This window comes from Vibrio sp. B1ASS3 (assembly GCF_905175355.1).
Lineage (GTDB): Bacteria > Pseudomonadota > Gammaproteobacteria > Enterobacterales > Vibrionaceae > Vibrio > Vibrio owensii.
In genome coordinates, this window is record NZ_HG992743.1 from 1,548,523 (window position 1) to 1,574,331 (window position 25,809).

A 25,809-nucleotide genomic window follows, 5' to 3' on the forward strand; every position below is an offset into this window, starting at 1 on the left:
TGAAGAGAGTTTTCTAATCCGATGATTTCGGTATGATACTACTAATCTTTAGAGCTTTTTGACACTAAAGCGACGTTTATGAATATCAACTGCATGGTTTCTCACCATTTGTGAACTATAAACGCCTGCCGCAGTATGAATTTATTCACACTCATTTGGTGTCGTACATATTTGCAGGAAAAGGAACCCTAAATGGAACAATCCATCCGCGATGAAATGCGAGTACTCCCTTCTATCGATCCGCATTTCGAAATTGAACGCCGTGTCGCTTTTATCAAGCGTAAATTGCAAGAAGCAGGCTGTAAGTCTCTTGTTCTTGGCATCAGCGGTGGCGTTGACTCAACGACATGTGGTCGTTTGGCTCAATTGGCTGTAGACCAACTGAACGAAGAAGCTGGTGACAATAGCTACCAGTTTATCGCCGTTCGTTTGCCTTACGGTGAGCAAAAGGATGAAGACGAAGCACAACTTGCTCTTGCTTTTATCCAACCAACGCACTCTGTATCGGTAAACATCAAAGCAGGCGTAGATGGTCTTCACGCTGCTTCTCACGTTGCATTAGAAGGTACTGGTCTTCTTCCAACAGAAGCAGCAAAAGTAGATTTCGTGAAAGGTAACGTAAAAGCGCGTGCTCGCATGGTTGCTCAATACGAGATCGCTGGTTACGTTGGCGGCCTAGTGCTTGGTACTGACCACTCAGCGGAAAACATCACTGGTTTTTACACCAAGTTCGGTGATGGTGCGTGCGACATGGCGCCACTGTTTGGTTTGAGCAAACGTCAAGTTCGTGAAGTGGCTGCAACATTAGGTGCACCTGAGCAACTAGTGAAGAAAGTCCCGACGGCAGACCTAGAAGAACTGGCGCCACAAAAAGCAGATGAAGATGCTTTGAGCCTGACATACGAGCAGATCGATGACTTCCTAGAAGGCAAGCCTGTATCGCAAGAAGTGAGTGATCGTCTTGTAGCAATCTACAAAATGACTCAGCACAAACGTCAGCCGATCCCAACGATCTACGACTAAATGACGATTGTATCCCTGAGCGATTTGTTTCTGAAACCGCTCTGAGATAAATAGAAAAACGCCGCTAAATTAGCCTGTCTCTTATACACAAATCCCTAAGCTTGTAGCTTAGGGATTTTTTTTTGAACTCTTTCAAGTGTGTGCGATCTGATCACTTAAGAATCCTTACTGAAACACTAAGATGACACACTCAGACGCTAAACTTTGGGCGCAAGAACAATTTGGACAAGCACAACTTAAAGATCCTCGAAGAACACAACGCCTCATCAGTTTAGCGACTTCCATTGCTAATCAACCAGGAGTCTCCGTGGCTAAACTTCCTTTTTCTCCCGCCGATATGGAAGGGGCATATCGCTTTATCCGCAATGAAAACATCGATGCAAAAGACATCGCTGAAGCAGGTTTTCAATCAACGGTATCTCGAGCTAACGAGCATGAGGAATTACTCGCGCTTGAAGATACAACAACGCTCTGTTTTCCTCATCGAAGTATAAAAGATGAACTCGGGCACACGAATCAAGGCGACAGAATTCGAGCTCTCCATGTACATTCGACGTTACTTTTTGCACCACAAAGTCAGACCATTGTTGGTCTTATAGAGCAACAACGATGGAGCCGAGATATTACTAAGCGTGGGCAAAAGCACCAACACGCGACTCGTCCTTACGAGGAGAAAGAGAGTTACAAATGGGAGCAAGCTTCTCGCCGTGTCGTTGAGCGCCTAGGGGATAAGATGTTAGATGTTATCTCGGTCTGTGACCGAGAAGCAGACCTATTCGAATACTTAACTTATAAACGTCAACATCAGCAGCGCTTTGTCGTTCGCTCAATGCAAAGTCGTTGTCTAGAAGAACACGCTCAAAAGCTTTACGACTATGCGCAAGCGTTACCAAGTGTCGAGACAAAGGAGCTTACCATCCCCCAAAAAGGAGGGAGAAAAGCGAGAGATGTAAAGCTTGACGTTAAATATGGTCAGGTGACATTAAAGGCTCCGGCAAACAAAAAAGAGCACGCAGGCATACCTGTTTATTATGTTGGTTGCCTTGAGCAAGGGGCATCAAAAGACAAGTTAGCATGGCACCTCTTGACGTCGGAGCCAATAAACAACGTTGAAGACGCCATGAGAATTATCGGTTATTACGAGCGTCGATGGCTGATTGAAGACTTCCATAAAGTCTGGAAAAGTGAAGGTACGGATGTGGAGTCACTAAGACTCCAAAGTAAAGGTAACTTAGAGAGGTTAAGTGTCATCTATGCCTTTGTTGCGACTCGTTTATTGGCGTTACGTTTCATTAAAGAAGTTGATGAGCTATCAACAGAAAGTTGTGAAAAGGCCTTGGGCACAAAAGCTTGGAAGCTGCTGTGGTTGAAACTAGAAAGCAAGACATTACCTAAAGAAGTACCCGATATGAGCTGGGCGTACAGAAATCTTGCTAAATTAGGCGGTTGGAAAGATACCAAGAGGACGGGCAGAGCTTCAATAAAGGCACTATGGGAAGGATGGTTTAAACTGCAAACCATCCTTGAAGGCTACGAGCTCGCAATGTCTCTTGATCACTAGACTTGTGATCAAGAGACAGGCTAAATTAGCGGCGTTTTTGTTTGTTACGGTTTATCTTTAAGGCGTTCAGTCTACGAGTGTCACGTCCGTTTGCGGAATAGCACAACATGCCAATACTTTGCCCATCGCACGTTCCTCTGTGCTGATAGCAGGTACATCTGGGTGATCGACCAGCCCTGATTCTAATTGAACCTTACAAGCGCCACACAAGCCCGCTCGACAGCTGTTGCTAATGTTTTTGCCTGCATTCTCTACTTGCTCAAGTAGCGTTTGTTGGTTGTTGCCCATCAACTTAAAGCCGTTGAATTCAATCTCAACACTTTTCTCTGGTTTGGCTGTAGTAGTCGCAACGCCAAATGCTTCTTGATGATAGTTATCTTCTGGTAGCCCTTTCTTGAGTAGAAGGTTTTTCGCCTTTTGCATAAAACCATCTGGACCACAAACGAACACTTGGCGTTGTTCAACATCTTTGATCTGCTTAATATGAGACAGACTGATTCTTCCTTTCAAACCAAACCAATCCACCGCAGGTTGAGTTAAGCAAATCTTCACATCTAATCCCGGATGCTGACGTTTCAGTTCATCGAGCTCATCTTTACATGGGATATCAATCTCGCTACTGCACTGATGATAGAACACCACATCATCAAGTTGGTTGTGATCAGCTAAGTAACGAACCATCGACAGCATAGGGGTTACGCCGCTTCCTGCAGACAGTAAAAGCAGAGGCTGAACAGAATGCTCTTTTAGATGAAATTGACCATCTGGCGATTCCGCTTCCAGTACATCCCCTACTTGCAGATTATCAAGCAGTGAATTAGACACACGCCCACCAGAAACGCGCTTAACCGAAATCGCGTAGCGCCCCGGGCGAGATGGGCTCGAGGACAAGGTGTAACGACGCCCTACTTTTTTACCTTCTATATCCACTTCAATAGGTAAATGTTGACCCGGTAAGTACGTTGGTAACTGACCTTTGCTTGGCTCAAGCCATAAGGTGACAAAGTCGCGTGCAATCTCTTCTCGTTCGACACAAGTTAGCGTCATTCGATTAGGAGAGTTATCTGGATAGAACTCTGGCTCTTTGTATTCCAGTACTTCAACTTTGTCACCAGAACGAATAATGCCTTCATTCAGAGCAACAAGGTTTTGACCAAAGAACACTCCGCCACGCTCATTCGCACGAAACTCTTGCAGTGTTTTAAGCGGTTCTTTGCTTTCTCGGAATGTACCGCGCTGGGTATTAACGGTGGTTAGAATGCAACGCTCACAAGGTTTTACAGATTCAAATTCGACTTCACCAATGCGGATACGCTTCCATGAATCTTCTTCAAATGGCTTGGTATCAGATACCACTAGGTTGGTTCGAAATTGATCCATTGAGTGCTGTTCAGAGCTTCTGCGATTTAGCTCTTCCAGCGATGCTTCACTGATAACAAGCACTGGATAACCATCAGCAAAGCTGACGTTGTGGCCCAACTTCTCTCTTACACGATTAGATTGCTCACCAGTAAAAAGTAACTCAACACGAAGACCTAACACTTTACTAAACCAATCATCCGCTTCGTCAGTGGTGGTATATGCCGTAAAACTGTCTTTCCAAACCGTTGCGGGTGCTTCCTGCATTTTGAAATCTTGATAACGGATCTTTAGTGGCTCTTCGCCAAGACTGGTAAACACCACTCCGTCTGGCAACAGCGCGGACTTGATGGTCACCATTTGAGGGAATTTTCGAGCGGTCACCATTGAGCCATCTGACGTCGCAATCATAAATCGACGATCAAAACTCAATCCTTGTTTTTCTACCCAAGCGGAAGATAAGGCAACACCTCCGACGGATTTGACTGGAAAAACATTAATTTGGGACAAAACTGATTGCGACATAGCCTTCTTCCTACAGGTACTTTCTCATTATTGGACTATCATATCCTCATAAGAGTAATGACCCAAGTGCCTATAAAAACTCAATTTTTATAAGGTATCTTCCCAAGGTGATTGACGTTGTCTCTCTTTAACGTTCTTTTTTGTCTCACTTTATGAACAGAGTTCCATAAATTTGCACAGTATTGACGAAATAAGGATTGCCAAAACGTGACTTCGCACACATAATTCGCCAACTTTTTGACACTATACATAACCTATCCGGAGCATAGACCATGGATACTAATAAACTGATTCTAATTCTACTTTGTATCTTCCTTCCACCAGTGGCGGTTTACATGGAAAAAGGTCTAGAGAAAGACTTCTTCATCAACCTGATCCTAACGTTCTTCTTCTTCCTACCAGGCACCATTCACGCGCTTTGGTTGACGATGAAGTAACCAACTGAGCTCCTGCCAAAAAGAAATGTGAAAAATGGGATGAAATGAAAGTGCAATTCCACTATCATCCTGTCGCCTAAGCGCAAGCGTTTGCTCTTGAGGTAAATGCAGCGTTTAGGCTCCAAACATAACTTTTTAATGGTGGGAGCAATTAATGACAACACTGACTATTACTCGTCCTGACGATTGGCACGTTCATTTACGCGATGGTGAAGTTCTAAAAGATACCGTTCGCGATATTAGCCGTTATAACGGCCGCGCACTGATCATGCCAAACACCGTCCCACCAGTGACTAATACTGAAATGGCGCTAGCCTACCGTGATCGCATCCTTGCTGAACAACACGGTGAGCAATTCGAACCTCTTATGGCGCTGTACCTAACAGACAACACCACGCCAGACGAAATCCGCAAAGCCAAAGCAACAGGCAAAATCGTTGCAGCAAAGCTTTACCCAGCAGGCGCAACCACCAACTCTGACTCTGGCGTAACCGATGCAAAGAACATCTACCACGTTTTTGAAGCGATGGAAGAAGTTGGCATGCTGCTTTTGGTTCATGGTGAAGTCACTCACAACCACGTTGATATTTTTGACCGTGAGAAAGAATTCCTAGACACGGTTCTTGCTCCTATCGTCAACGACTTCCCTAACCTAAAAATCGTTCTTGAGCACATCACGACTGCGGATGCGGCTAATTTCGTCAACAACGCTTCTGATAACGTTGCAGCAACTATCACCGCTCACCACCTTCTGTTCAACCGTAACCACATGCTAGTTGGCGGCATTAAGCCACACTTCTACTGCCTACCAATTCTTAAGCGCAATACCCACCAACAAGCGCTTATCGAAGCAGCAACAAGCGGCAGCAAGAAATTCTTCCTAGGTACGGATTCAGCGCCACACGCAAAAGGCGCAAAAGAATCGGCTTGTGGTTGTGCTGGGTCTTACACTGCACACGCAGCGCTAGAGCTTTACGCTGAAGTCTTTGAGAACGAAGGCAAGCTAGAAAACCTAGAAGCATTCGCAAGCTTGAATGGCCCTGATTTTTACGGCATTGCTCGTAACACAGATACAGTCACGCTAGAAAAAGCAGCGTGGGATGTACCAGAAACGATGCCATTTGGCAGCGACATCGTTGTGCCAATCCGCGCAAATGAAAAAATTGAGTGGGAAGTGAAATAATCGCCCTCAAGAAATGAAAAAGGGTCATGCCACCATATTCGATATGGAAAAGCATGACCCTTTTCTTTTAGCTTCAATACAGCCTTACAGACTCAACTCGCGCTTATTTACCGCGAACCTTTTCAACCACAGTCCAAGCAGCAACCACAGTCCAAGCAGCAACCACAATCAAACCAGCAATGACACCAATCACACCGTTAAGCAGTGTCGGTACAATCGCAGTAGCAATGGTGTGACCACGGATAGGTTCAATCAGATGATGAATTGCAGGGACGTTATGAACAACAATACCGCCGCCAACCAAGAACATCGCAGCAGTACCAACAATCGCAAGCATCTTCATTAATTTCGGTGCGAACGCCACTAACGCCCCACCGAGTTTGGCTTTGAGACCTTCGCCATTGGATTTACGCTCTAGATAGAAGCCCAAATCATCGAGCTTAACAATGCCAGCCACTAAACCGTAGACACCAATAGTCATCAAGATCGCAATCAGGCTTACTACCAAAACCTGCGTCACGATACTTGTTCCTGTGACGGTGCCTAACGCAATCACGATGATTTCAGCTGACAAAATAAAGTCAGTACGGATCGCGCCCGCCACTTTTCTCTTCTCATACTCTTCCACGGATTCACCCGCATCTGAGGACTCTTCCGCGTTATCTTCATGCTGATGAGCGTGAGGGAATAGTTTCTCTAAGATCTTCTCTGCGCCTTCAAAGCAGAGAAACAAACCGCCAATCAAGAGCAATGGCATGATCAACCAAGGAATAAACGCACTAATGAGCAGCGCCGCAGGCACAAGTATCAACTTGTTTTTAAATGAACCTTTCGCGACCGCCCATACCACTGGAATTTCTCGTTCGGCAGCAACACCCGATACTTGCTGCGCGTTTAGCGCCAAATCGTCGCCCAATACTCCAGCGGTCTTTTTCGCCGCTACCTTCGACATCAATGCGACGTCATCCAATACAGCTGCAATGTCATCCAACAGTGTTAGTAAACTTGCTCCAGCCATTTATTTATCTCTTTTATGGAATTGAATAAGTAACAAAATGTAACACCATTAAATCACTCAGCAAAGTTATGATTCTGCAAAGAATAAGGTCACAAATTGTGTTTTGTGTTGATGTGGCTTTGAGACAGGACTAGTCTTGTCTTACCTTTCAAGCACACAAAAGAAAAGTATAGATGAAAAGCGGATACACTTACCCAATCGGTACCCCTGGTCAGCCATGGGGCGAAGCAGAACGCAAAGCTTGGTGTGAGCAACGTGACGTAAAACGTAGCTACCAAGAAGAAGTCGTGACCAAAATTGATGCCCTTCGCGAGCGTTTTGATGTTGAGCAATACGGCGCACTTTCTTACGACGAGGCACGCTTCCCTCTGTTTTGTATCAAGACTCGTAACTGGGATGCAGCAAAACCTGTTGTGTTGGTCACTGGCGGCGTACACGGCTACGAGACAAGTGGTGTGCACGGCGCACTGAAGTTTGTTGATACACAAGCTGAACGTTATGCAGAACACTTCAACATTGTCGTTGCGCCATGTGTTAGCCCTTGGGGTTACGAAGTGATTAACCGCTGGAACCCAAATGCGATCGACCCAAACCGCTCTTTCTATGCAGATAGCCCTGCGGAAGAGTCAGCAAACTTGATTAAGCTGGTTGTGACCTTGGGTGATGTTCTAATGCACATCGACCTGCACGAAACCACCGATTCTGATGAAACCGAATTCCGCCCTGCACTTGCGGCGCGTGATGGCCTTGAATATATCGAAGGCATGATCCCAGATGGTTTCTACACGGTCGGTGATACAGAAAACCCGCAACCAGAGTTCCAAAAAGCAGTCATCGAGTCAGTAGCGAAGGTAACGCACATTGCACCTGCTGACGATAAAGGCGAAATTATTGGCTCGCCAGTGGTGCAATTTGGTGTGATTAATTACCCAATGGTAAAACTGGGGTTGTGTGGCGGCGTAACCAACTGCACTTACGGCACCACAACAGAAGTTTACCCAGACAGCCCGAAAGTGACTGATGAAGAGTGTAACGATGCTCAAGTTGCAGCAGTTGTAGGCAGTTTAGACTACGTTCTCGCTCAGCTATAACAAGCGGTTCTTATATTGCTCCGGTGTAATGCCGGAGTATTTCTTGAACATGGCAATAAACGGACTGGCTTGGTTATAGCCTAACGTCAACGCCACCTCTTTTACCGTTTGCCCTTTTCTTAACAGCTCCATTGAATGCAGATAACGAACTCGCAATCGCCATTCAGTAAAGCTCATCCCTAACTCACTTTGGCAATGGCGAGCTAACGTACGTTCGGTGGTATGCACCTTTTCCGCCCACTCTCCCAAACTAATCTCATCCGTTGGCGCTTCTTCGACGGCTTTTAGGATGGGTTCCAGATATTTGTTGTCTGTGGTTGGCAAGAAGTGATGCTCAACCTCTTGCTTCGCTAACTGATCAAGCAGTACCTGTACGATGCGTTTGTCTTCTTCACTCTTTGCCACGTTAATGTCGCGCTGACGGAAATCTTCCACGATTGCAGACACTATTGGCGTTACCTTGATCAGACTGGTTTTAGAAGGGAAGTGCTGCGTTAGCTCTGGTGCGATATTTAAAGAACAGTATTCCAATGGCTTACGGTTATAGCTGGTATGACGAATTCCGGCAGGCACCCAAATAGCCAGATGTGGTGGTGCTAAAAAGCGTGTGTCTTCTGCATCCATTTCTAGAATGCCGCCACTTATCAACTGCACTTGTCCCCAAGGGTGACTATGAATCCGAGTCTCAGTATTCGACAGAAAGGCTTCAAAATTCATAAACACATCTGATGGTGCCTGTTCAATTGATAATGAAGGATGAAGATTCCTAGTGGTCTTTTTCAAAATTGTCTTCCTATCGCTTACGATGTCTTTCCAGAGATACTTTTCATTATAAAGACCTGTCAGACTAGCGCCATTAATTATTGTGCGATGAGGTTCTCATGGTTTATTTGCTTCCGTTTTTTACTGTCATGATTTGGGGTGGGAATTCCATCGTAAATAAAATGGCAGCAAGTGCCATCGAACCGAGTGCAATGAGTTTCTACCGTTGGTTTGTCGCTATGGTGCTTCTGACGCCATTTTGCTTACCTGCCGTAATCCGCCAACGTCACGTCATTCGCCCTTACTTGCCAAAACTCGCGTGCCTTGCGCTGCTTGGTATGGTGCTAAACCAATCGTTGGGCTACTACGCAGGTTTGACGACGACAGCATCGAATATGGCACTGATCACTTCTCTTGTTCCTCTTATCAGTGTTTTTCTGAGCGTACCCTTGCTAGGTAAGTCAATTTCTATGTTGAGCGTGGCGGGCGGCGTGATTTCGCTTGGCGGCTTGGCATTTATGCTTGGTCATGGCGATATTACCTACTTCCTACATCAAGATATGACACAAGGTGACAGCTTGATGCTTCTTGCTGCACTTTGTTACGCGATTTACTGCGTGTTACTTAAGCGCTGGAAGATGCCATTCAACAGCATGACTCTGGTTTACATGCAGGGCTTTTTCTCATTAGTCATGCTTGCTCCGTTATGGTTGAGCAGTGATCAACTTCTGCCAAGCCAAAGCGCATTACCTTTAATTGCTTACGCGGGTATTGCGGCGTCTATCTTTGCCCCATTGATGTGGGTGAAAGCAATTGATTTGATTGGCGCGGATTCTAGTGCCATGTTCATGAACCTGATGCCTGTGGTTTCGGTAGCCCTCGCTTCAACTATGCTCGGCGAAGAAGTGCATGTTTACCACATCATTGGCGGCATGCTGGTTATCTCTGGCGTTATCTTGTCGCAAATTAAGCTTCGCAAGAAGATACAATCGCCAAGCCCAGATTTACCACCAGCGACATCGTAATTCAATCTCACAAGCCACGGTCATTAGCGTGGCTTTTTTGTATCTCATGGTTTTATCTGAAACGTTGATAGAAAAGTTAATATATTGTTGCATTAGCTATTCCAGTATCGATTCCTTATTGATACATTGAAGTGAGTAACAACGCACAAAGGAATGACAGATGAGCAGTGGTCAAAGAGATATTACCCTTCGTTTTCTTGCTGAACCGGGAGACGTAAACTTCGGTGGTAAAGTGCACGGTGGCGCCGTGATGAAATGGATCGACTTGGCCGCTTACGCGTGCAGCGCGGCTTGGAGTGGCAAGTACTGCATCACAGCGTATGCGGGTGGTATTCGCTTTGTTGCGCCGATTCATGTCGGTAACTTAGTCGAAGTCAGCGCGAAGGTCATTTACACAGGTCGTAGCTCAATGCATATCGCGATTGATGTGCAAGCTAGCGATCCAAAAGAGTTAAAAAACCGCCTAACGACGCATTGTATCGTCATCATGGTTGCGGTCGATGAAGACGGAAAACCAACCGACGTACCGAAGTGGATTCCTAAGTCGGATGAAGACAAAGCACTAGAGCAATCGGCTATTCGCTTGATGAACATGCGTAAGCAAATTGGCGAAGAGATGGAAGCGCACGTCAAATATCTCAAATAGCTCAAACCGTTCAAATAACTTGCCCCCAAGGCCCCAAATTGATTACCAAGTAATCGTTTGCTCCCTATATGTGTGAAGTAATGTCATGGTTCTGTCATTCACTTCACACTAGATTCAAATTGTCATAAATCTTTCACTTTGATTTGATTAAATCCACGCACAATTTTAGTGTTGGATAGAGTTTGGATCTTGAGATTAAAAGAGACCACATTAAGTGAAAAGACATTGACCAATTTAAAGGCGGTCGAGTACCAGTGGGTGCGCACCATGTATGTGGAAGGTTATAACGAAGACGAAATTAACCACTACATCCAGACCTGCTTTGGTGGCGATACCACATTTGCCGATCTTTTCCGTCGTGTCGCATTGCAACAGGAGAGTTTGTACACACTGCTGCAATATGTAGGCTGTGCGCCATCTAGCCGCGAGTTTTAAAGCCCTCCCCTGAGTACACCACCGTTTCCTTTCGAATACCCCTACACTAATTATGTGAAGTGATACGCACGGCATTCGGATGCCACTGTGTAATGCATTGCAAACTGGTTAGTCTGTGTCTGTTATAAAGACAAAGTGAATCTATAGGCATAAAAAAACCTGAGTCTAAACTCAGGCTATGGTTACAAGAAACTGTTAGTGATTAAAGCGTAAGGAACTAAGCTAACAGCCAGCTATGCGTAACGCCAATTAAAGCGAGATATTACTGATCGGCGGCCAAACCAAAAGCGTAATATCGATGCTAAATATAAGGGCGACCTAATGGTCGCCCTTTTCTAGTTATTCTTTTGTATCTTAGTGACCAACCAAGATTAACCTTTCACACCACCAGCCGTTAGACCACCAACAAGCCAGCGTTGCGCCAGTAAGAATACTGCTGTGATTGGTACAGCTGAAAGTACTGCTGCTGCCGCAAAGTCGCCCCACAAGTAGTTCTGAGGGTACAAGTACTGCTGCATACCAACCGCAAGAGTGTACGAGTTTACATCAGATAGCAGTAGTGATGCTACCGGAACTTCGCCTATCACCATGATAAATGACAAGATAAACACTACCGCTAAAATTGGCACTGACAGTGGAAGTAGTACCAGACGGAATGCTTGCCAAGGCGTTGCACCATCAAGCGCTGCTGCTTCTTCTAATGAAGAGTCGATACTTTCAAAGTAGCCTTTGATTGTCCATACGTGAAGCGCAATACCACCTAAGTAAGCGAAGATCAAACCACCGTGCGTGTTCAAACCTAGGAACGGAATGTACTGACCTAGCTTGTCAAACAATGCGTATAGGGCAACCAATGCCAATACTGCAGGGAACATTTGGAAGATCATCATCGCTTTCAGGATAGTGTTCTTGCCTTTGAACTTCATACGAGCAAACGCATAAGCTGATGTTGTCGATAGCGCCACAATCAAGATAGCTGAGATTCCGCCAACTTTTACTGAGTTCCATAACCAAGTCATGACTGGGAATGGAGGTGGTGTAATTGAACCATCTGCGTTTGTTATTGATATACCAAGCGCCAGTTTCCAGTGGTCTAGCGTTGGATTGTCTGGGATAAGGCTACCCGTTGCAAAGTTACCTTCACGGAATGAGATCGCAATGATCATCAACAGTGGGAAGATAATCAGCGCTAGGAACGCCCACATTGCGATATGCGTAGCCCAAACACGATATTTTAATGACTTGCCTTGTACCATTGCCATTGTTCTGTCTCCTTAATCCTGAGCTACTTTAGTAACACGTAGGTTCAATAGTGCTAGTGCGCCAACCAATAGGAAGATAAGCGTTGCAACTGCACTTGCTAGACCGAAGTCTTGACCACCAGCACCTTCAAATGCGATGCGGTACGTGTAGCTTACAAGTAAGTCCGTGTAACCTGCAGGCTCTGATGTGCCAATCATGTTTGGACCACCACCCGTCAATAGCTGGATAAGTACAAAGTTGTTGAAGTTAAACGCGAAGCTAGCAATCAGCAGTGGCGTTAATGGTTTCAGCATCATCGGCAATGTAATGCGAGTGAAGTTAGTGATGAAGTTTGCGCCATCAATAGCCGATGCTTCGTACAGATCTTCAGGAATAGCTTTCAGTAACCCCATACAAAGAATCATCATGTAAGGGAAACCCAACCAAGTGTTGACCACTAGGATCATGGTTTTCGCCATGAATGGGTCTGAGAACCACGCAGGGCTAATACCAAACAGCCCTTCCAACAACATGTTGATCTCACCAAAGCTCTGGTTGAAGAGACCCTTAAAGATCAAGATAGAGATAAACGCTGGTACCGCATACGGAAGAATAAGCAGTAATCGGTAAACAGAGCGGCCTTTCAAGGCTTCCCACTGAACGACACTTGCAAGTACCAAACCGATAACTAGTGTACAAACAACGGTCAACGCAGAGAAAACAATCGTCCAGATAAAGATGCTGATGAACGGTTCTTTAATGCCATCATCTTTCCAAACACGTTCAAAGTTGTGCGTACCGATGGTTACCACGAAACCTGGAGAAACCGTGTTACCAACAAACTGACCATTTTCGTCTACTGGTTGGTAGTAGCCCACATCCATATTAGGACGTAGTGTCTCTTGAGTACGATTGTTGTATAGCGTCTCACCATCGTCTTGCAGCGTGTAAAGAGGAACAACTGCCGCAAACTTACGAAGACCGCTCATACGGATGTCATCGCCGTTCGGCATGTGTAAATCAACGCCACTCAGAGCACTGCGGTTTTTAACGATCGTTTTAATCGGTTCTTTATCGCCTGTCGCTTCTGTGATTGGTGTTAAGTCTAAATCCGTTGCAGAGAAACCTTGCAATTCAAAGGTTGGTGTTGCTAAAAGCGCTTCACCTTTCTTCACTACAATTTGGTGACCCTGCTCAGTTTTGTACAGAGTGAACGGGTAGCTGTCGCCACTTTGGTACGTTCTGTCCATCAAAACGGTCTGCGCACGGTCAAAAGAGAGTTGGTTTTTTGCGCTGTAGTTAGTGAATGCAAGACCTATGGTATAAGCCAAAGGGAAAAGGATGAATAAGATCATCCCCGCAATACCTGGGTAGATATAGCGATGAGCGTAGGTCTTTTTACTACCAAAAATAAATAGCGCTAAAGCGGTAAGAATGAGCGTAAGGAGTGCAAACGCAATCTCACCACGAGAATACATAAGGATTGTTGCGTAGCCATTGATAATGCCGACTGTGCCCAATAGTGCCCACTTGATAAACACTTTTTTGCTGCTCGGAAGGCTGGCGTCTGGTGCTGTCATAGCATTTGTACCTTGAACTGACTGCATAGGGAACCTGCTAGCGAATATAGGATAAAAATAGAAAAGTAAGGAGGAGTTGCCCCCTCCTTAAAAAGGGTATTACCGAATTATTTAGTCATTTGTTTTTCTGCATCTGCTAGTGCAGCATCTACAGTTTGACGACCGTCAACAACGTTGATGATAGCGTTCTTAGCAGCACCCCAGAATGCGTTCATTTGTGGGATGTTTGGCATGATTTCGCCGTTCATCGCATTGTCCATTGTTGCAGCAATACGAGTATCTGAATCTAGCTCTTTTTGGAATGAGTTTAGAGCAACCGCACCAAGTGGCTTATCGTTGTTAACCATACGTAGACCGTCGTTAGTTAGTAGGTAGTTCTCGATGAACTCTACTGCTAGGTCTTTGTTAGGTGATGCAGTGCTGATACCAGCAGTTAGAACACCAACGAATGGCTTAGAAGATTGACCTTGGAACTTAGGTAGCGTTGTTACGCCGTAGTTCACACCAGACTTCTCGATGTTGCCCCATGACCATGGGCCGTTGATAGTCATCGCCGCAGTGCCTTGGTTGAACGCAGACTCAGATACTGAGTAGTCCATATCTGCAGAGATAACGCCTTTGTCTACAAGACCTTTCACGAAGTTCATTGCGTCTTTCACGCCTTCGTTCGCGATACCAGCATCTTTAACATCGTAGCCAGTTGAAGTGTACTTGAATGCGTAACCACCATCAGCAGCCATTAATGGCCATGTGAAGTACGGTTCTTTTAGGTTCCACATAATTGCAGACTTACCGTCTTTCTTAAGTTTTGCGTCTAGCGCAGCAACTTCTTCCCAAGTCTTAGGTGGGTTTGGAACTAGATCTTTGTTGTAGATAAGAGATAGAGACTCAACCGCTACAGGGTAGCCGATCAATTTGCCGTCGTAACGTACTGCATCCCAAGCGAAATCAACGATACCTTCTTGAACCTCTTTAGAAGGTTTGATTTCAGCAAGTAGACCAGCTTCTGCATAACCACCGAAACGGTCGTGTGCCCAGAATACGATATCAGGACCATCACCTGTCGCTGCAGTTTGAGGGAACTTATCTTGTAGGCCGTCTGGGTGAGCCACTGTTACTTTGATACCAGTGTCTTCTTCAAACTTCTTACCAACCTCTGCAAGACCGTTGTAGCCTTTATCACCGTTGATCCAGATAGTAAGTTGTCCTTCTTCGATGGCAGCGTTTGCACCGAAAGAGCCCAGAGCAACAAGAGTACCTAGTGCTGCAGCGCTTAATTTTTTCATGTTCGTATCCTTTTTATATTTTTGATGTAGGGCTAGTCCATTGAGGTTCAGCCGTATTTCGACATATATCATCTGAAATAATCCCATATGTCTCATCCTCCTAATCCCTACGCCCTTGCAATTATGACGTATTTTCGTGATCTGAATCGCCAAGGGTTAGAGACTCAAATCACAAAACGAATACTTCCTGTGATCGAATTCAACTTTAGGTCGCGCAATAATGTGACTTCCGCCCAACTCCACCTCTACTACTACTTTTTGCCTCCTCCCTGCCTACTCCCCCTACAATTATTTCGATTAGGAGGATGTAGCAGTGAACACAATCTTAGAAACTGCAGTCATCCAAGAGTGGATGGTAAGAACCCTTTCCCAGCAGTACCTACCCTATAGGTAAAAAAGATTTGCTGGTTTTTCATTGCCATACGAGTGGAATGTCATTATTGGTGTTGTTTGTGGTAATTATTTCACGGGGGAGACAACACGAATAATGTGGGGGAGAGAAACTCGTATTTGGCTATGGTGGGTAGTGCTCCAGTTCAGGACATTTGGAGTACTACCCTGTTTTTCTTACCAATCACAATAACTTACCGATTCCTACTGTTACTGCTCGCTAGATAATTCATATAATGATGAGCGGTGAATAATAAAAATTGATCGAGGACGAGCTACATGGCGAGTGTCACGTTAAAAAATGTTTGTAAAGCGTATGGCGACGTACTGATTTCTAAGAACGTAGATCTGGAAATCCACGAAGGTGAATTCGTGGTTTTCGTAGGGCCATCAGGTTGTGGTAAATCTACCCTGCTACGTTGTATTGCCGGTCTTGAAGACATTACTTCAGGTGATTTGTATATTGGTGACCAGCGCATGAACGACGTAGAACCATCCAAACGTGGTGTTGGTATGGTATTCCAGTCTTACGCTCTTTACCCACACCTAAACCTATATGACAACATGTCATTTGGTCTGAAACTAGCAAAAGCAGACAAAGCAGAAATGGACAAGCGCGTAGAACACGCTGCTGAAATCCTACAGCTTGGTCACCTACTGGACCGTCAACCAAAAGCACTTTCTGGCGGTCAGCGTCAACGTGTTGCTATCGGTCGTACGCTAGTGTCTCAGCCAGACGTATTCCTTCTTGATGAACCACTATCAAACTTGGATGCAGCACTGCGTGTAAACATGCGTGCTCAAATCACGAAACTTCAGCGCCAACTTGGTTGTACCATGATCTACGTAACGCACGATCAGGTTGAAGCAATGACCATGGCAGACAAAATCGTTGTTCTAGACGGCGGTTACGTTTCGCAAGTTGGTAAGCCTCTTGAGCTTTACCACTACCCACAAAACCGTTTCGTAGCTGGTTTCATCGGTTCTCCAAAAATGAACTTCATGAGTGTATTCATTGAAGAAGTCGAAGCAGAGCGCGTAAAAGTACAACTTTCTAACGGTGTGTCGTTCTGGATTCCAGTCGATGGCACAACAGTTAACCGTGGTGACCGTATGTCACTAGGTATTCGCCCTGAGCACTTAGTTCAAGCGGTTGAAGCTGACGCGACGATTCACGGTGAAGTGATGATCGTTGAAAAACTAGGTAACGAAACTCAGGTTTACCTAAACCTAGAAGGCGCAGACGCTGACGTTATCTACCGTCAACCAGACACACTACCAGTTGAAACTGGTGACAAACTTGAAATTGGTATCCCTGCGTACCGTTGTCATCTATTCCACAGCGATGGCCGTGCATGCCGCCGACTACACAAAGAAAACGGCGTAGATTTCGAGTAAAAACTCTTTCACCTTTGCTTGCTACCAATCCCTCTCATTCGAGAGGGATTTTTTTATCCCGCCACTAACGTATTATTTTTATTGAAGAGAAATAATACATTCGATAAGCCTCCACATAAGCCTAAATTTTTATGGAAAATCCATCCATATAATACTTTTTCTCATTCCTACAGCCTAAGTACCAACTTTGTCTTAAACCTCCAAAGTCAGCCCAACCTCTAAATTTCATTCTTATTTCCACTTACCGAAATAACGTGAGTTTTTAAACTTATCTCGAAAATTATAAGAGCCTGAGTTTATAACGTCGGAAGCAAGTCGCCTGAGTACTTCTCTGTCTATTCAAACACTAAATCAACACTATCGAGTTCGGTCGCTGAGGAAAGGTAACGTACCGAAAAGGAAATTAGGATATGAAACATAAAGGACTTATTCGTTCTCATGAGGTGGAATTTGCATTTCTCTATCGCCTCACCGACCTTGCAGTCATCGTCTCATTCATGCTGTTTTTAATTCTGAATGACGCCAACACGTCGATTGAAAAGGACTACGTTATTCTGTCTTTCGTCAGCAGCGTGACTTTCTTCATCATTGCTGAAAGTGGCAAGCTCTACCGCTCTTGGCGTACCAGCTTATTCAAAGACCAAGTCTTCATCGTTTGTGTCTCATGGCTTGTGACTTGCGCATTCTTATTTATGGTTCTCTATTTCTCGCACGTCCATACTCTATTTGAACGTTATATTCTTGCGACTTGGCTATTGATTACGCCTGTACTTCTCCTCTCATGGCGCACACTCTTTCGAGTCGCGCTGGCTTACATGAGAAAGCTCGGATACAACACACGTACCGCAATCATCATAGGTCAAACACCTCATGGTCTCACCCTTGCCAACGAATTAAAGAACCATGCAGAGCATGGCGTGTTGTTTGATGGTTTCTATGATGAGCGATCGAAAGAGCGTTTACCTGAGTCGGAGTACCCAATCAAAGGCAACGTTGGGCTAGCACTTGAAAGAGCAAAGCGTGGCGAAGTCGATTACGTTTACATCGCGATGCCAATGCACGCTAATGAACGTATTGCACTGTTTCTGAATCAGTTTTCGGATACCACTGCTAATACCTATCTCATCCCTGATTTCTTCACTTACAACTTACTGCATTCGCGCTGGGATCAAATCGGCCAAGTTCAAACCTTGAGTGTATTTGATACGCCATTTGCAGGTATCTCATCATGGGTAAAAAGATTAGAAGACATCATCTTATCTAGCATCATCTTGCTACTTATTTCCCCAATTTTGCTCGCCATTTCTATCGGCATAAAAGCGACGTCTAAAGGTCCGGTGATCTTCAAACAATTCCGCTACGGTTTGGATGGAAGAAAAATCGAGGTCTGGAAATTTCGCTCAATGACCACGATGGAACAAGGTAGTGACGTAAAACAAGCCACCAAGAATGACCCACGTATCACGCCTTTCGGTGGGTTTCTTCGCCGAACTTCTCTTGATGAGTTACCGCAGTTTATCAACGTTCTTCAAGGCACGATGTCCATCGTAGGCCCACGTCCTCATGCGGTTTCGCACAACGAAGAGTACCGTCAGATTGTCGACCGATACATGCTTCGCCACAAAGTAAAACCGGGCATCACTGGCTGGGCGCAAATCAACGGCTATCGTGGTGAAACAGACACGCTCGACAAGATGGAAAAACGCGTCGAGTTCGACTTGGACTACATCCACCACTGGTCGGTTTGGTTGGATATCAAGATCATCTTCCTTACAATTTTCAAAGGGTTTACTGGTTCCAATGCGTACTAAGTTCATCAACATGACAAAAGCGGCCGGTTTTGTGTCGATTGCTTTGGCTTCGCTTTCTGCGAACGCTGACCCAATGGCGTATAAAACGGATTCTGGGATTGAGTTCATCCCGACCTTAGGCGTGTTCTACGAAGGTGATGACAACATCAACAAAGCCGATCGTGGAGAGAACATCGAATCGGTCAACATTTGGGGAGTAGAGCCTGCCCTGCTGGCTAAAATTGAACGTAATCAATATCGAGCAAATATATTGTACAAGCTGAGTGCCGGTTTCTCTTCCGATGAGCAGAATGATTACGACGACCACACCTTTCAATTTACCAACTTTTTCGAGTTCAACCACCGCAATCGTCTAGTGGTTGACTATCAGTTTCGGGCGCAGCATGAAGAAAAAGGGGAAGACTTTACCGAAGGGCAAGGCAGCTTATTAAACGAACCTGTTGAGTTTCATCGCAACGACTTGAAAACAAACTATGTGTTTGGCTCTGAAGGCTCAAAAGGTAGGCTTGAATTGGGTGTTGGCTATCGAGACAAAACTTACCAAAACTACCGTGATGGCTTACCGGGAAAACCTGACGCCAAGACCAAATACAACGACTTTCGCGCCCCAAACGCGCACCTAGAGTTTTATCTTCGAGCAACACCAAGAACATATTGGTTGGTTGGTACTCAACAAATGAGCACCGATTACCTTTCAGACAATCCTTCAGTGCCATCAAAAGACAGTTACTCTGGTTTCTACTACACCGGCGCACAGTGGGAAGTCACAGGGAAAACCAAAGGTATCGCCCGTTTAGGTTATCAAATTAAAGACTTTGACAGCCATCAACGCGAGACCTTTAACGGCTTCAGTTGGGACATCGGTTTAGAGTGGCTACCTCAAGAGCACTCGTTGATTACGCTCAAAACCACTCAAGCCGCAGTGAGCCCAGATCAAGATGGTGATTACGACTTACAAACTCGCTATCAGTTAAACCTCAAGCACGATTGGAATAGTTATCTCACGACACGCTTAGGTGCGCTTTATCAAGAGGATGACTACACCGGTGTCACTCGTAAAGAAGACCGCTATGCCCTCTCTGCCGGGCTCGATTACCAAATCAAACGATGGGTTTTACTTCAAGCAGATTGGCGCTACCAAGATAAGACCTCCAACTGGCAAGGCTACAGCTTTGACCAAAACGTTTGGTCTCTTAGTGCTCGATTCTCTTTGTAACAAGGAATGTGAATGAACTTACTAGCAACGTTATTTGGCTTAGTACTTGTGCTTCTTAGCACACCTTCTTTTGCCAGTACCAATGAGCAAGATTACTTACTCGACACTGGTGACACCATCTCGGTTCAAGTCTACGGTGAGGAAGATCTTTCTATAAAGAACATTCTGATCACTTCAGACGGCTATTTTGATTACCCATACCTTGGACGCATCAAGGCCATCAACAAAACCCCTAAACAGCTTAAATACGAAATAGAAACGGGGTTAAAAGGCGACTATCTGATTAACCCAAAGGTAATGGTAACCATCAATAGCTTTCGACTTTTCTACGTTAATGGCGAAGTGAGAAAGCCTGGTGGATTTGAATATCAACCCGGTTTAACCATAGAGAAAGCTATCGCCCTTGCGGGTGGCTTAACCGATAGAGCCTCTCGCAAAAGCATTAACCTAACCCAACACAACACGGGTAAAACCGTGGAAAGCGTCAGCATGCAGCGCTCTGTAGAACCTGGCGACATTGTATTTATCGATCAGAGCTTCTTCTAATGACAGGCAATTCAATGAACGGAACTCATTCTACTCACCCTTCTTCGAATCACGTCGAGTTGATTCGTTTTGGGCATCACTTTAGAACACTCAAAAAAAACTGGCTGAGCATTCTCGCTTTCACCATCATTTTTTCTTTGACCTGTACTTGGTATATCTATTCTAAGAAGTCGGTATACCAAGCCACGGCAACCCTTCTTATCCAAGACGAACAAAAAAGCGCCCTTTCGATAGAGGAAGTTTACGGTGTAGATACGACCAAAAAAGAGTACTTCCAAACTCAAATTGCGATCCTGAAATCAAACCATATCGCTGACAAAGTGATCACACAGTTAAACTTGACCAAGCACCCGGAGTTTACCAGTGCCAGCGGCTTGAAGCAGAAGATAGATGAAGTAAAAGCCATCCCATTTGTACAGGACTTACTTCATGTTGCACCGAATCCAAAGGAAACCTCGCAACACAGTAAGCCTTATTATCAAGCACTCCAAACCTTCAAGAGAAAACTTGAGATTGAGCCAGTACGCAATACGCAGTTGGTGAGAATTCGTTTCCGCTCGACTGACCCTCAATTAGCGACAACCATCGCAAACGCCGTTGGTCAGGCTTATATCGACGCTAACTTCGAAGCAAAGCTCGTTGTGACACAAAATGCAGCGACTTGGCTAACCAATAACTCACAGAAGCTCGAAGAACGGTTAAGAGCTTCTGAACAAGCTTTACAAGACTTCTTGATGCAGGAAGGACTCATCGATATTAATGGCATTGATGATATTTACGCTAACGAACTCGAAGAGCTCAACCGTAAATTGAACGCCGCAGTCAATAAACGTATCGAAGCCCAAACTCTGATTGAATTGCTAAAACGTAAGTCATCTCAAGACTTAGATAGCCTATTGTCGATCGACGAATTTGCCAACCAAGCACAGATTCGTGATTTAAAGCTTTCAGAAGCCCAAGCGGCCAAAAACGTCTCTGAACTCTCTCAACGATACGGTCCAAAACACGATCGTATGATCCAAGCGAAAGCACAGTTAGCTTCGATTCAAGCAAGAACGCAACGACTGATTCGCGAAATTTCCTTTAGTAAACAACAAGACTTACTCGCTGCTAAGTCACAAGAAGATTTGTTACGAGCAGAACTAGACAGCAAGAAGTCTGACTTCCAAATGTTGGGCTCACAAAAAGCACGCTACGAGCAACTCAAGCGCGAAGTGGAATCAAACAAAGACTTGTACGAAGCATTCTTAAACCGCGAAAAAGAGACGAACGCAACCAGCGATTACAAAAACGTTACGGCGCGATTTACCGATCCTGCAATCGTGCCACTCTTCCCTATTGCGCCTCAACGCATGAAGTTAGTCCTGATTGCAACCCTCTTTGGTTTCGCTATCGCGTGTGCGCTTGTGATCATCTTGGAAACATTACGAGAAGTGATTCGCACCTCATCGGATGTACAAGACAAACTTGGAGTCACTTGTCTTGGCACTATTCCAAAGGTTAAAAAACGCAACTTAAGACAAGGCGGAGTGACCTATTCGGCATACTTAGATCAGGATGAAAAGCTATTTAGTGAAGCTTGTCGCTCGGTTCGAACCTCACTATTACTGAGACTGACCAACACGAAACAAAAAGTATTGCCCTTTACCTCTGCTATACCGGAAGAAGGCAAAACATCCACGAGCATCAATATGGCCGTTTCTTTCTCGACGATGGAGAAGGTGCTACTTATTGATTGCGACTTACGCAGACCATCATTGGCTAAGCGATTCAATCTTCCTGAATCAAACCCGGGACTGACTAATATTCTTACCATGGATACGCCTTTAAGTGAGTGTATTGTTCGTAGTGACGAGGCGAACTTGGATGTGTTGCCAGCAGGCATTATTCCACCCAACCCGCAAGAATTATTAGCTTCCGAGCGGTTCGAAAAACTCCTTGAGTACCTCAAGAGTAAATACGACCGCATCATCATCGATACCCCGCCACTGCTCTCGGTGAGCGACGCGTTAATCCTTGGGCAAAAAGCCAACGGACTGATTACGGTCATTCGATCTGAATCCACCAAAGCATCACTGGTTAATGTGGCGTTATCCAAACAAATTCAACATTCAATACCATCACTTGGCGTTCTGATCACTCAAGCAAAATCTAAGGAAGGAGAAGCGCTTTATGTCCAAAAATACGCCTACTAATCAAAGTATGCAGTGGTATCAGCTTCTCAAAAGCCAAGCAGAACCTGTACTCATTTATCAAATGGGCAAAGTGGGCTCTAGCGCACTGGAAAAGTCGATCCCAAATTCGCTTCACCTGCACGATTTGATGTCGATTGAAGCTGGTAAACAGATTTCACCCGTTCGAGCTCAGCTGCATAAACCCATCACTAACCATGTGAAACGCATTTTGAAGCGAGCCATCATGGTCAATATGCTTAAGCGTAAGCAACAAGTACGTATTATCTCCCTAGTTAGAGAGCCGGTGGGTCGAAACATCTCCATGTTCTTTCAGTCATTACCGTTTTGGATGGCGGATAAGTACCTGAAAGACGACAGTGCAGTGCGTTCCGAACGCCCTCAATTGCTTCATGAAGCGTTTGAAGAACACGTAAACCACCAATATCCGCTCCAGTGGTTTGATAATGAAATCAAAGCGCTGACAGGCATCGATGTTTTCGCTCAGCCTTTCGATCAAGAGCTTGGTTATCAAACCTATCAAAATCGTAACTTCTCACTCATGGTGATTCGTATCGATAAGCTCGATCAATCACAACAGGCCATTAGTGAATTCCTGCAACAAGACGTCACTGTCGTTCACGAAAACCAAGCCGACAACAATGGTATTCGCCATTGATTAAAGAGTTTAAAAGCTCATATCAGCCAAAATCCGAGTTTGTTGAAGAAATGCTTTCGTCAACGCTGACTAGGCATTTCTTTACCGCGCCTGAAATTGAAAAGTTCAAACAAAAGTATCTAGCGGCCAAGTCATGAAAACTAAAATACTTCACATTATCAATGACCTATCCAAGAACGGCGGCGCTCAAAAGTTTCTCGTTGATTTGGTTATGGAGCACACATCTGAGTATGAGATCAAAGTTCTCGTACTCTGTGATGACAACGATTATTTAGAGCAGCTCACTTCCAAGAACATTGAATGCTTTAACTGGCAAACCCTCTCTCTCAAAGAGAAATGGACTTTGTTGCGCTGGCCAGATCTCGTGCATGGGCATTTATACCCATCAATCTACCTCGCATTACTCGCTGTGGGTAAAAAGCGAATTCAGACCGAGCATTGCTCATACAATCGCCGTCGTGACTATCCATTGTTTAAGTTTATGGAATTCCTTCTGTATCGCGGCCATAACCTTACAGTGAGCATCAGTGAAAAAGTACAAGAAGAGCTGGTAAAGTTCATGCCGCATTTTGAACATAAATACCGTGTCGTGCATAACGGTGTGGATTTAGCTCGCTTTCCTCTTACGGTAAAATCAGGCAGTCAACTTATGGGCAAATCGACGATCAACATCGGAATGGTGGGCCGTCTGCATGAACACAAAGATCATGAGACGCTGATTCGCGCCACTGCCCAACTCCCCTCACACTATCATCTCCACTTAGCGGGGGATGGCGTTAAGCGAAGTGAACTCGAATCTCTAAGCCAAGAGCTCAATATTACTCAGCGCGTTCACTTCCATGGTGTTGTCTCGGACATTCCCGCCTTCTTGTCTGATATGGACGTATATGTTCAGTCTTCACATGTGGAAGGCTTCGGTTTAGCCGCGGTTGAAGCCATGGCTGCTGGTTTGCCTGTTCTCTCTTCTGATGTGCCTGGGCTAGATGAAGTCATGGGTAGCGATACTTACCTATTTAAAGTCGGCCAACCAGACCAACTAGCCGAGAAACTCACGCAGCTGTGTAACACCGCAGAGCTTTACCAACAAGCAAGCGAATATTCAGTGAATCGCGCCAAGCTCTACACTATCGACAAGTTCCGAGATGGATACTATGGTATTTACCAACAACTTTGCGCCAGCAAGTAACCGTGTCGCTCTACTGGCGGCGATAACTCTGGCTCTTTTCTTTGTTCCAGTAAAAGTTAGAGCCGGTGGAGTTGCATTAGCACCGTCTGATATTGCGAGTTTGCTGTCATTAGGATTAGCAGCGCTTGTGGTGATTGAAGGTAAGGCGCATAAGCTGTTTCACCCTTGTATCGGCTTCTTACTGCTGTTTACCAGCTACGTATTTATCAATGGCCTTCTCAACCGTGTACCTCTACTACCGTTGATTACCGAGACGGTACAGTGGATAGCGATCCTCAGTTTATTAGGTGTGTTGTTCGCCTATAGAGTATTTGATGATGAACGGGTGATGGTATACCTCACTTATTGTCTTGTGCTGATTTGCTCTCTGGTGGCAGCATGGCACTTCGCGCAAGGTTACCACAGCGGTTTTAAGCTACTTGGCGTAAGTAAGTATGCTTTCGGCGTACTCTGTTCCCTACTCTATTTGTATCGCGACCGAATTAGAGCATTCCCTTTCTTAATGCTGTTTGCTTTTGCTCTACTTCTACTCTCACAAGAGAGAAAAGCACTGCTCGGTTTCTGTTTATTAGTCTTTGTTGATCAATTGCTTATTAAACGGCTGATACGCCAGACTATTAGCGAGACTTATACATGGACAGTATTAATCGCGAGCACCTTAATTGTATTGGCAACCGTGTCTACCACGCTTTATTTTGGCTTTGATCAATTCGCAGACAAGCTTGAAATAACCCAAGAAGACATCCTGTTTGCGAATCAAAGTGAAGCTCGTTGGGTCTCCAATTTACACCGTAAATTGCTGCTAGCAAATGGCTTAGACATCTTACTTCAACACCCTATTTTAGGCGTTGGGGCAAAGATGCTACCTAACTATATGATCAACTACTTCAATTACGATGAGCTCGCGATTTACACCCACAACTTCATTCTCGACACTTCAATCGAATATGGCTTGCTTGGTATCGCTTTGCTGTTTGGTGGTTATTTCTTATTTATGAAGTTTTGCTTCAACACATTGAAAGACAACAGAAAAAGCCTATTACTTTCCATCTATGCACTGATTATGGTGTTTTTCGTTGCCGTTAACACCACCATCATTTTAATACTTTTACTACCCGTCATGATGAGCAAAAAACGGCATCATAGTCTTCAGACAGAACAGCAAAAACAAACTGATCATCACCATCAATCTGAATTACCGATTCCGCCAATAACAAACAATCAATAAACGCCGCGGAA

The 25,809-nt window shown here is 44.9% G+C and carries 21 protein-coding genes and 1 pseudogene; 16 read left to right on the top strand and 6 right to left on the bottom strand.

Features of this window, described 5'->3' with window-relative positions; translation table 11 throughout:
• The first annotated feature begins 192 nt into the window (after positions 1–192).
• Together nadE and KJB05_RS25300 are read left to right on the top strand one after the other, a co-directional pair.
• Positions 193–1,023, top strand: coding sequence for an ammonia-dependent NAD(+) synthetase (gene nadE, locus KJB05_RS25295; RefSeq protein ID WP_039839882.1), 831 nt, complete (start codon positions 193–195; stop codon positions 1,021–1,023).
• Positions 1,024–1,204: 181 nt separating this feature from the next.
• The gene (locus KJB05_RS25300) at positions 1,205–2,584 is read left to right on the top strand and encodes an IS4 family transposase (RefSeq protein ID WP_213053078.1); all 1,380 of its coding nucleotides are present in this window, start codon (positions 1,205–1,207) and stop codon (positions 2,582–2,584) included.
• Positions 2,585–2,650: 66 nt separating this feature from the next.
• On the opposite strand, the gene KJB05_RS25305 is transcribed toward KJB05_RS25300, so the two are convergent.
• On the bottom strand, positions 2,651–4,468 hold the full coding sequence (locus KJB05_RS25305) for a hybrid-cluster NAD(P)-dependent oxidoreductase (protein ID WP_208444266.1): 1,818 nt from the start codon (positions 4,466–4,468) through the stop codon (positions 2,651–2,653).
• A 272-nt stretch (positions 4,469–4,740) separates the two neighbouring features.
• On the opposite strand from KJB05_RS25305, the gene KJB05_RS25310 reads away from it, so the two are divergent.
• Entirely contained in the window at positions 4,741–4,905 is a 165-nt protein-coding gene (locus tag KJB05_RS25310) for a YqaE/Pmp3 family membrane protein (RefSeq protein WP_005453437.1), read from the top strand.
• 154 nt (positions 4,906–5,059) lie between these two features.
• A complete protein-coding gene (gene pyrC, locus KJB05_RS25315) occupies positions 5,060–6,088 on the top strand; it encodes a dihydroorotase (protein WP_020194060.1) in 1,029 nt (342 codons plus the stop codon).
• Between the two features lie 103 nt (positions 6,089–6,191).
• Here pyrC and KJB05_RS25320 read toward each other — a convergent pair whose 3' ends face one another.
• Positions 6,192–7,106, bottom strand: a complete 915-nt coding sequence (locus tag KJB05_RS25320) for a DUF808 domain-containing protein (RefSeq protein WP_208444267.1) — start codon at positions 7,104–7,106, stop codon at positions 6,192–6,194.
• A 173-nt stretch (positions 7,107–7,279) separates the two neighbouring features.
• Here KJB05_RS25320 and KJB05_RS25325 point away from each other — a divergent pair, with 173 nt between their 5' ends.
• The gene (locus KJB05_RS25325; protein ID WP_208444268.1) at positions 7,280–8,197 is read left to right on the top strand and encodes a M14 family metallocarboxypeptidase; all 918 of its coding nucleotides are present in this window, start codon (positions 7,280–7,282) and stop codon (positions 8,195–8,197) included.
• Here KJB05_RS25325 and KJB05_RS25330 read toward each other — a convergent pair.
• Positions 8,192–8,980 carry a helix-turn-helix transcriptional regulator gene (locus tag KJB05_RS25330; protein WP_005441149.1) on the bottom strand — a complete coding sequence of 263 codons (789 nt, stop codon included), beginning with the start codon at positions 8,978–8,980 and terminating at the stop codon, positions 8,192–8,194. The genes KJB05_RS25325 and KJB05_RS25330 overlap by 6 nt on opposite strands.
• Before the next feature lie 98 nt (positions 8,981–9,078).
• Between KJB05_RS25330 and KJB05_RS25335 the strand changes: the two genes are divergently transcribed.
• The 3 genes from KJB05_RS25335 to KJB05_RS25345 all read left to right on the top strand — a co-directional run bounded on the left by KJB05_RS25335 (position 9,079) and on the right by KJB05_RS25345 (position 11,065).
• The gene (locus KJB05_RS25335; protein ID WP_020194056.1) at positions 9,079–9,984 is read left to right on the top strand and encodes a DMT family transporter; all 906 of its coding nucleotides are present in this window, start codon (positions 9,079–9,081) and stop codon (positions 9,982–9,984) included.
• A gap of 160 nt (positions 9,985–10,144) precedes the next feature.
• Positions 10,145–10,630 carry an acyl-CoA thioesterase gene (locus tag KJB05_RS25340; RefSeq protein ID WP_208444269.1) on the top strand — a complete coding sequence of 162 codons (486 nt, stop codon included), beginning with the start codon at positions 10,145–10,147 and terminating at the stop codon, positions 10,628–10,630.
• 189 nt (positions 10,631–10,819) lie between these two features.
• Entirely contained in the window at positions 10,820–11,065 is a 246-nt protein-coding gene (locus KJB05_RS25345; RefSeq protein WP_027726536.1) for a hypothetical protein, read from the top strand.
• A gap of 371 nt (positions 11,066–11,436) precedes the next feature.
• Here KJB05_RS25345 and malG read toward each other — a convergent pair whose 3' ends face one another.
• The 3 genes from malG to malE form a co-directional block, all read right to left on the bottom strand.
• Positions 11,437–12,327: a maltose ABC transporter permease MalG gene (malG, locus tag KJB05_RS25350; protein ID WP_078609017.1), complete on the bottom strand. Its 891-nt coding sequence runs from the start codon at positions 12,325–12,327 to the stop codon at positions 11,437–11,439.
• Between the two features lie 12 nt (positions 12,328–12,339).
• Positions 12,340–13,914: a maltose ABC transporter permease MalF gene (gene malF / locus KJB05_RS25355; protein WP_208444270.1), complete on the bottom strand. Its 1,575-nt coding sequence runs from the start codon at positions 13,912–13,914 to the stop codon at positions 12,340–12,342.
• Between the two features lie 80 nt (positions 13,915–13,994).
• Positions 13,995–15,173, bottom strand: a complete 1,179-nt coding sequence (malE, locus tag KJB05_RS25360) for a maltose/maltodextrin ABC transporter substrate-binding protein MalE (protein WP_033006399.1) — start codon at positions 15,171–15,173, stop codon at positions 13,995–13,997.
• 669 nt (positions 15,174–15,842) lie between these two features.
• On the opposite strand from malE, the gene malK reads away from it, so the two are divergent.
• The 8 genes and pseudogenes from malK (at position 15,843) to KJB05_RS25400 (ending at position 25,798) form a co-directional block, all read left to right on the top strand.
• A complete protein-coding gene (gene malK / locus KJB05_RS25365; protein WP_005441167.1) occupies positions 15,843–16,961 on the top strand; it encodes a maltose/maltodextrin ABC transporter ATP-binding protein MalK in 1,119 nt (372 codons plus the stop codon).
• Between the two features lie 410 nt (positions 16,962–17,371).
• Positions 17,372–18,772, top strand: a complete 1,401-nt coding sequence (locus KJB05_RS25370; protein WP_208444271.1) for an undecaprenyl-phosphate glucose phosphotransferase — start codon at positions 17,372–17,374, stop codon at positions 18,770–18,772.
• A complete protein-coding gene (locus KJB05_RS25375) occupies positions 18,762–19,988 on the top strand; it encodes an outer membrane beta-barrel protein (RefSeq protein ID WP_208444272.1) in 1,227 nt (408 codons plus the stop codon). The genes KJB05_RS25370 and KJB05_RS25375 overlap by 11 nt, the downstream gene beginning before the upstream one ends.
• Positions 19,989–20,000: 12 nt before the next feature.
• A complete protein-coding gene (locus KJB05_RS25380; protein WP_038893491.1) occupies positions 20,001–20,534 on the top strand; it encodes a polysaccharide biosynthesis/export family protein in 534 nt (177 codons plus the stop codon).
• Positions 20,534–22,729: a polysaccharide biosynthesis tyrosine autokinase gene (locus tag KJB05_RS25385; RefSeq protein WP_208444273.1), complete on the top strand. Its 2,196-nt coding sequence runs from the start codon at positions 20,534–20,536 to the stop codon at positions 22,727–22,729. The genes KJB05_RS25380 and KJB05_RS25385 overlap by 1 nt, the downstream gene beginning before the upstream one ends.
• Positions 22,707–23,521, top strand: a pseudogene (locus KJB05_RS25390) (putative capsular polysaccharide synthesis family protein). The gene KJB05_RS25385 and the pseudogene KJB05_RS25390 overlap by 23 nt, the downstream one beginning before the upstream one ends.
• Positions 23,518–24,570: a glycosyltransferase gene (locus tag KJB05_RS25395; RefSeq protein ID WP_199454736.1), complete on the top strand. Its 1,053-nt coding sequence runs from the start codon at positions 23,518–23,520 to the stop codon at positions 24,568–24,570. The pseudogene KJB05_RS25390 and the gene KJB05_RS25395 overlap by 4 nt, the downstream one beginning before the upstream one ends.
• Complete coding sequence (locus KJB05_RS25400) at positions 24,536–25,798, top strand: O-antigen ligase family protein (RefSeq protein WP_208444315.1); 1,263 nt, start codon at positions 24,536–24,538, stop codon at positions 25,796–25,798. Before KJB05_RS25395 ends, KJB05_RS25400 begins: the two co-directional genes overlap by 35 nt.
• Positions 25,799–25,809 lie beyond the last annotated feature (11 nt).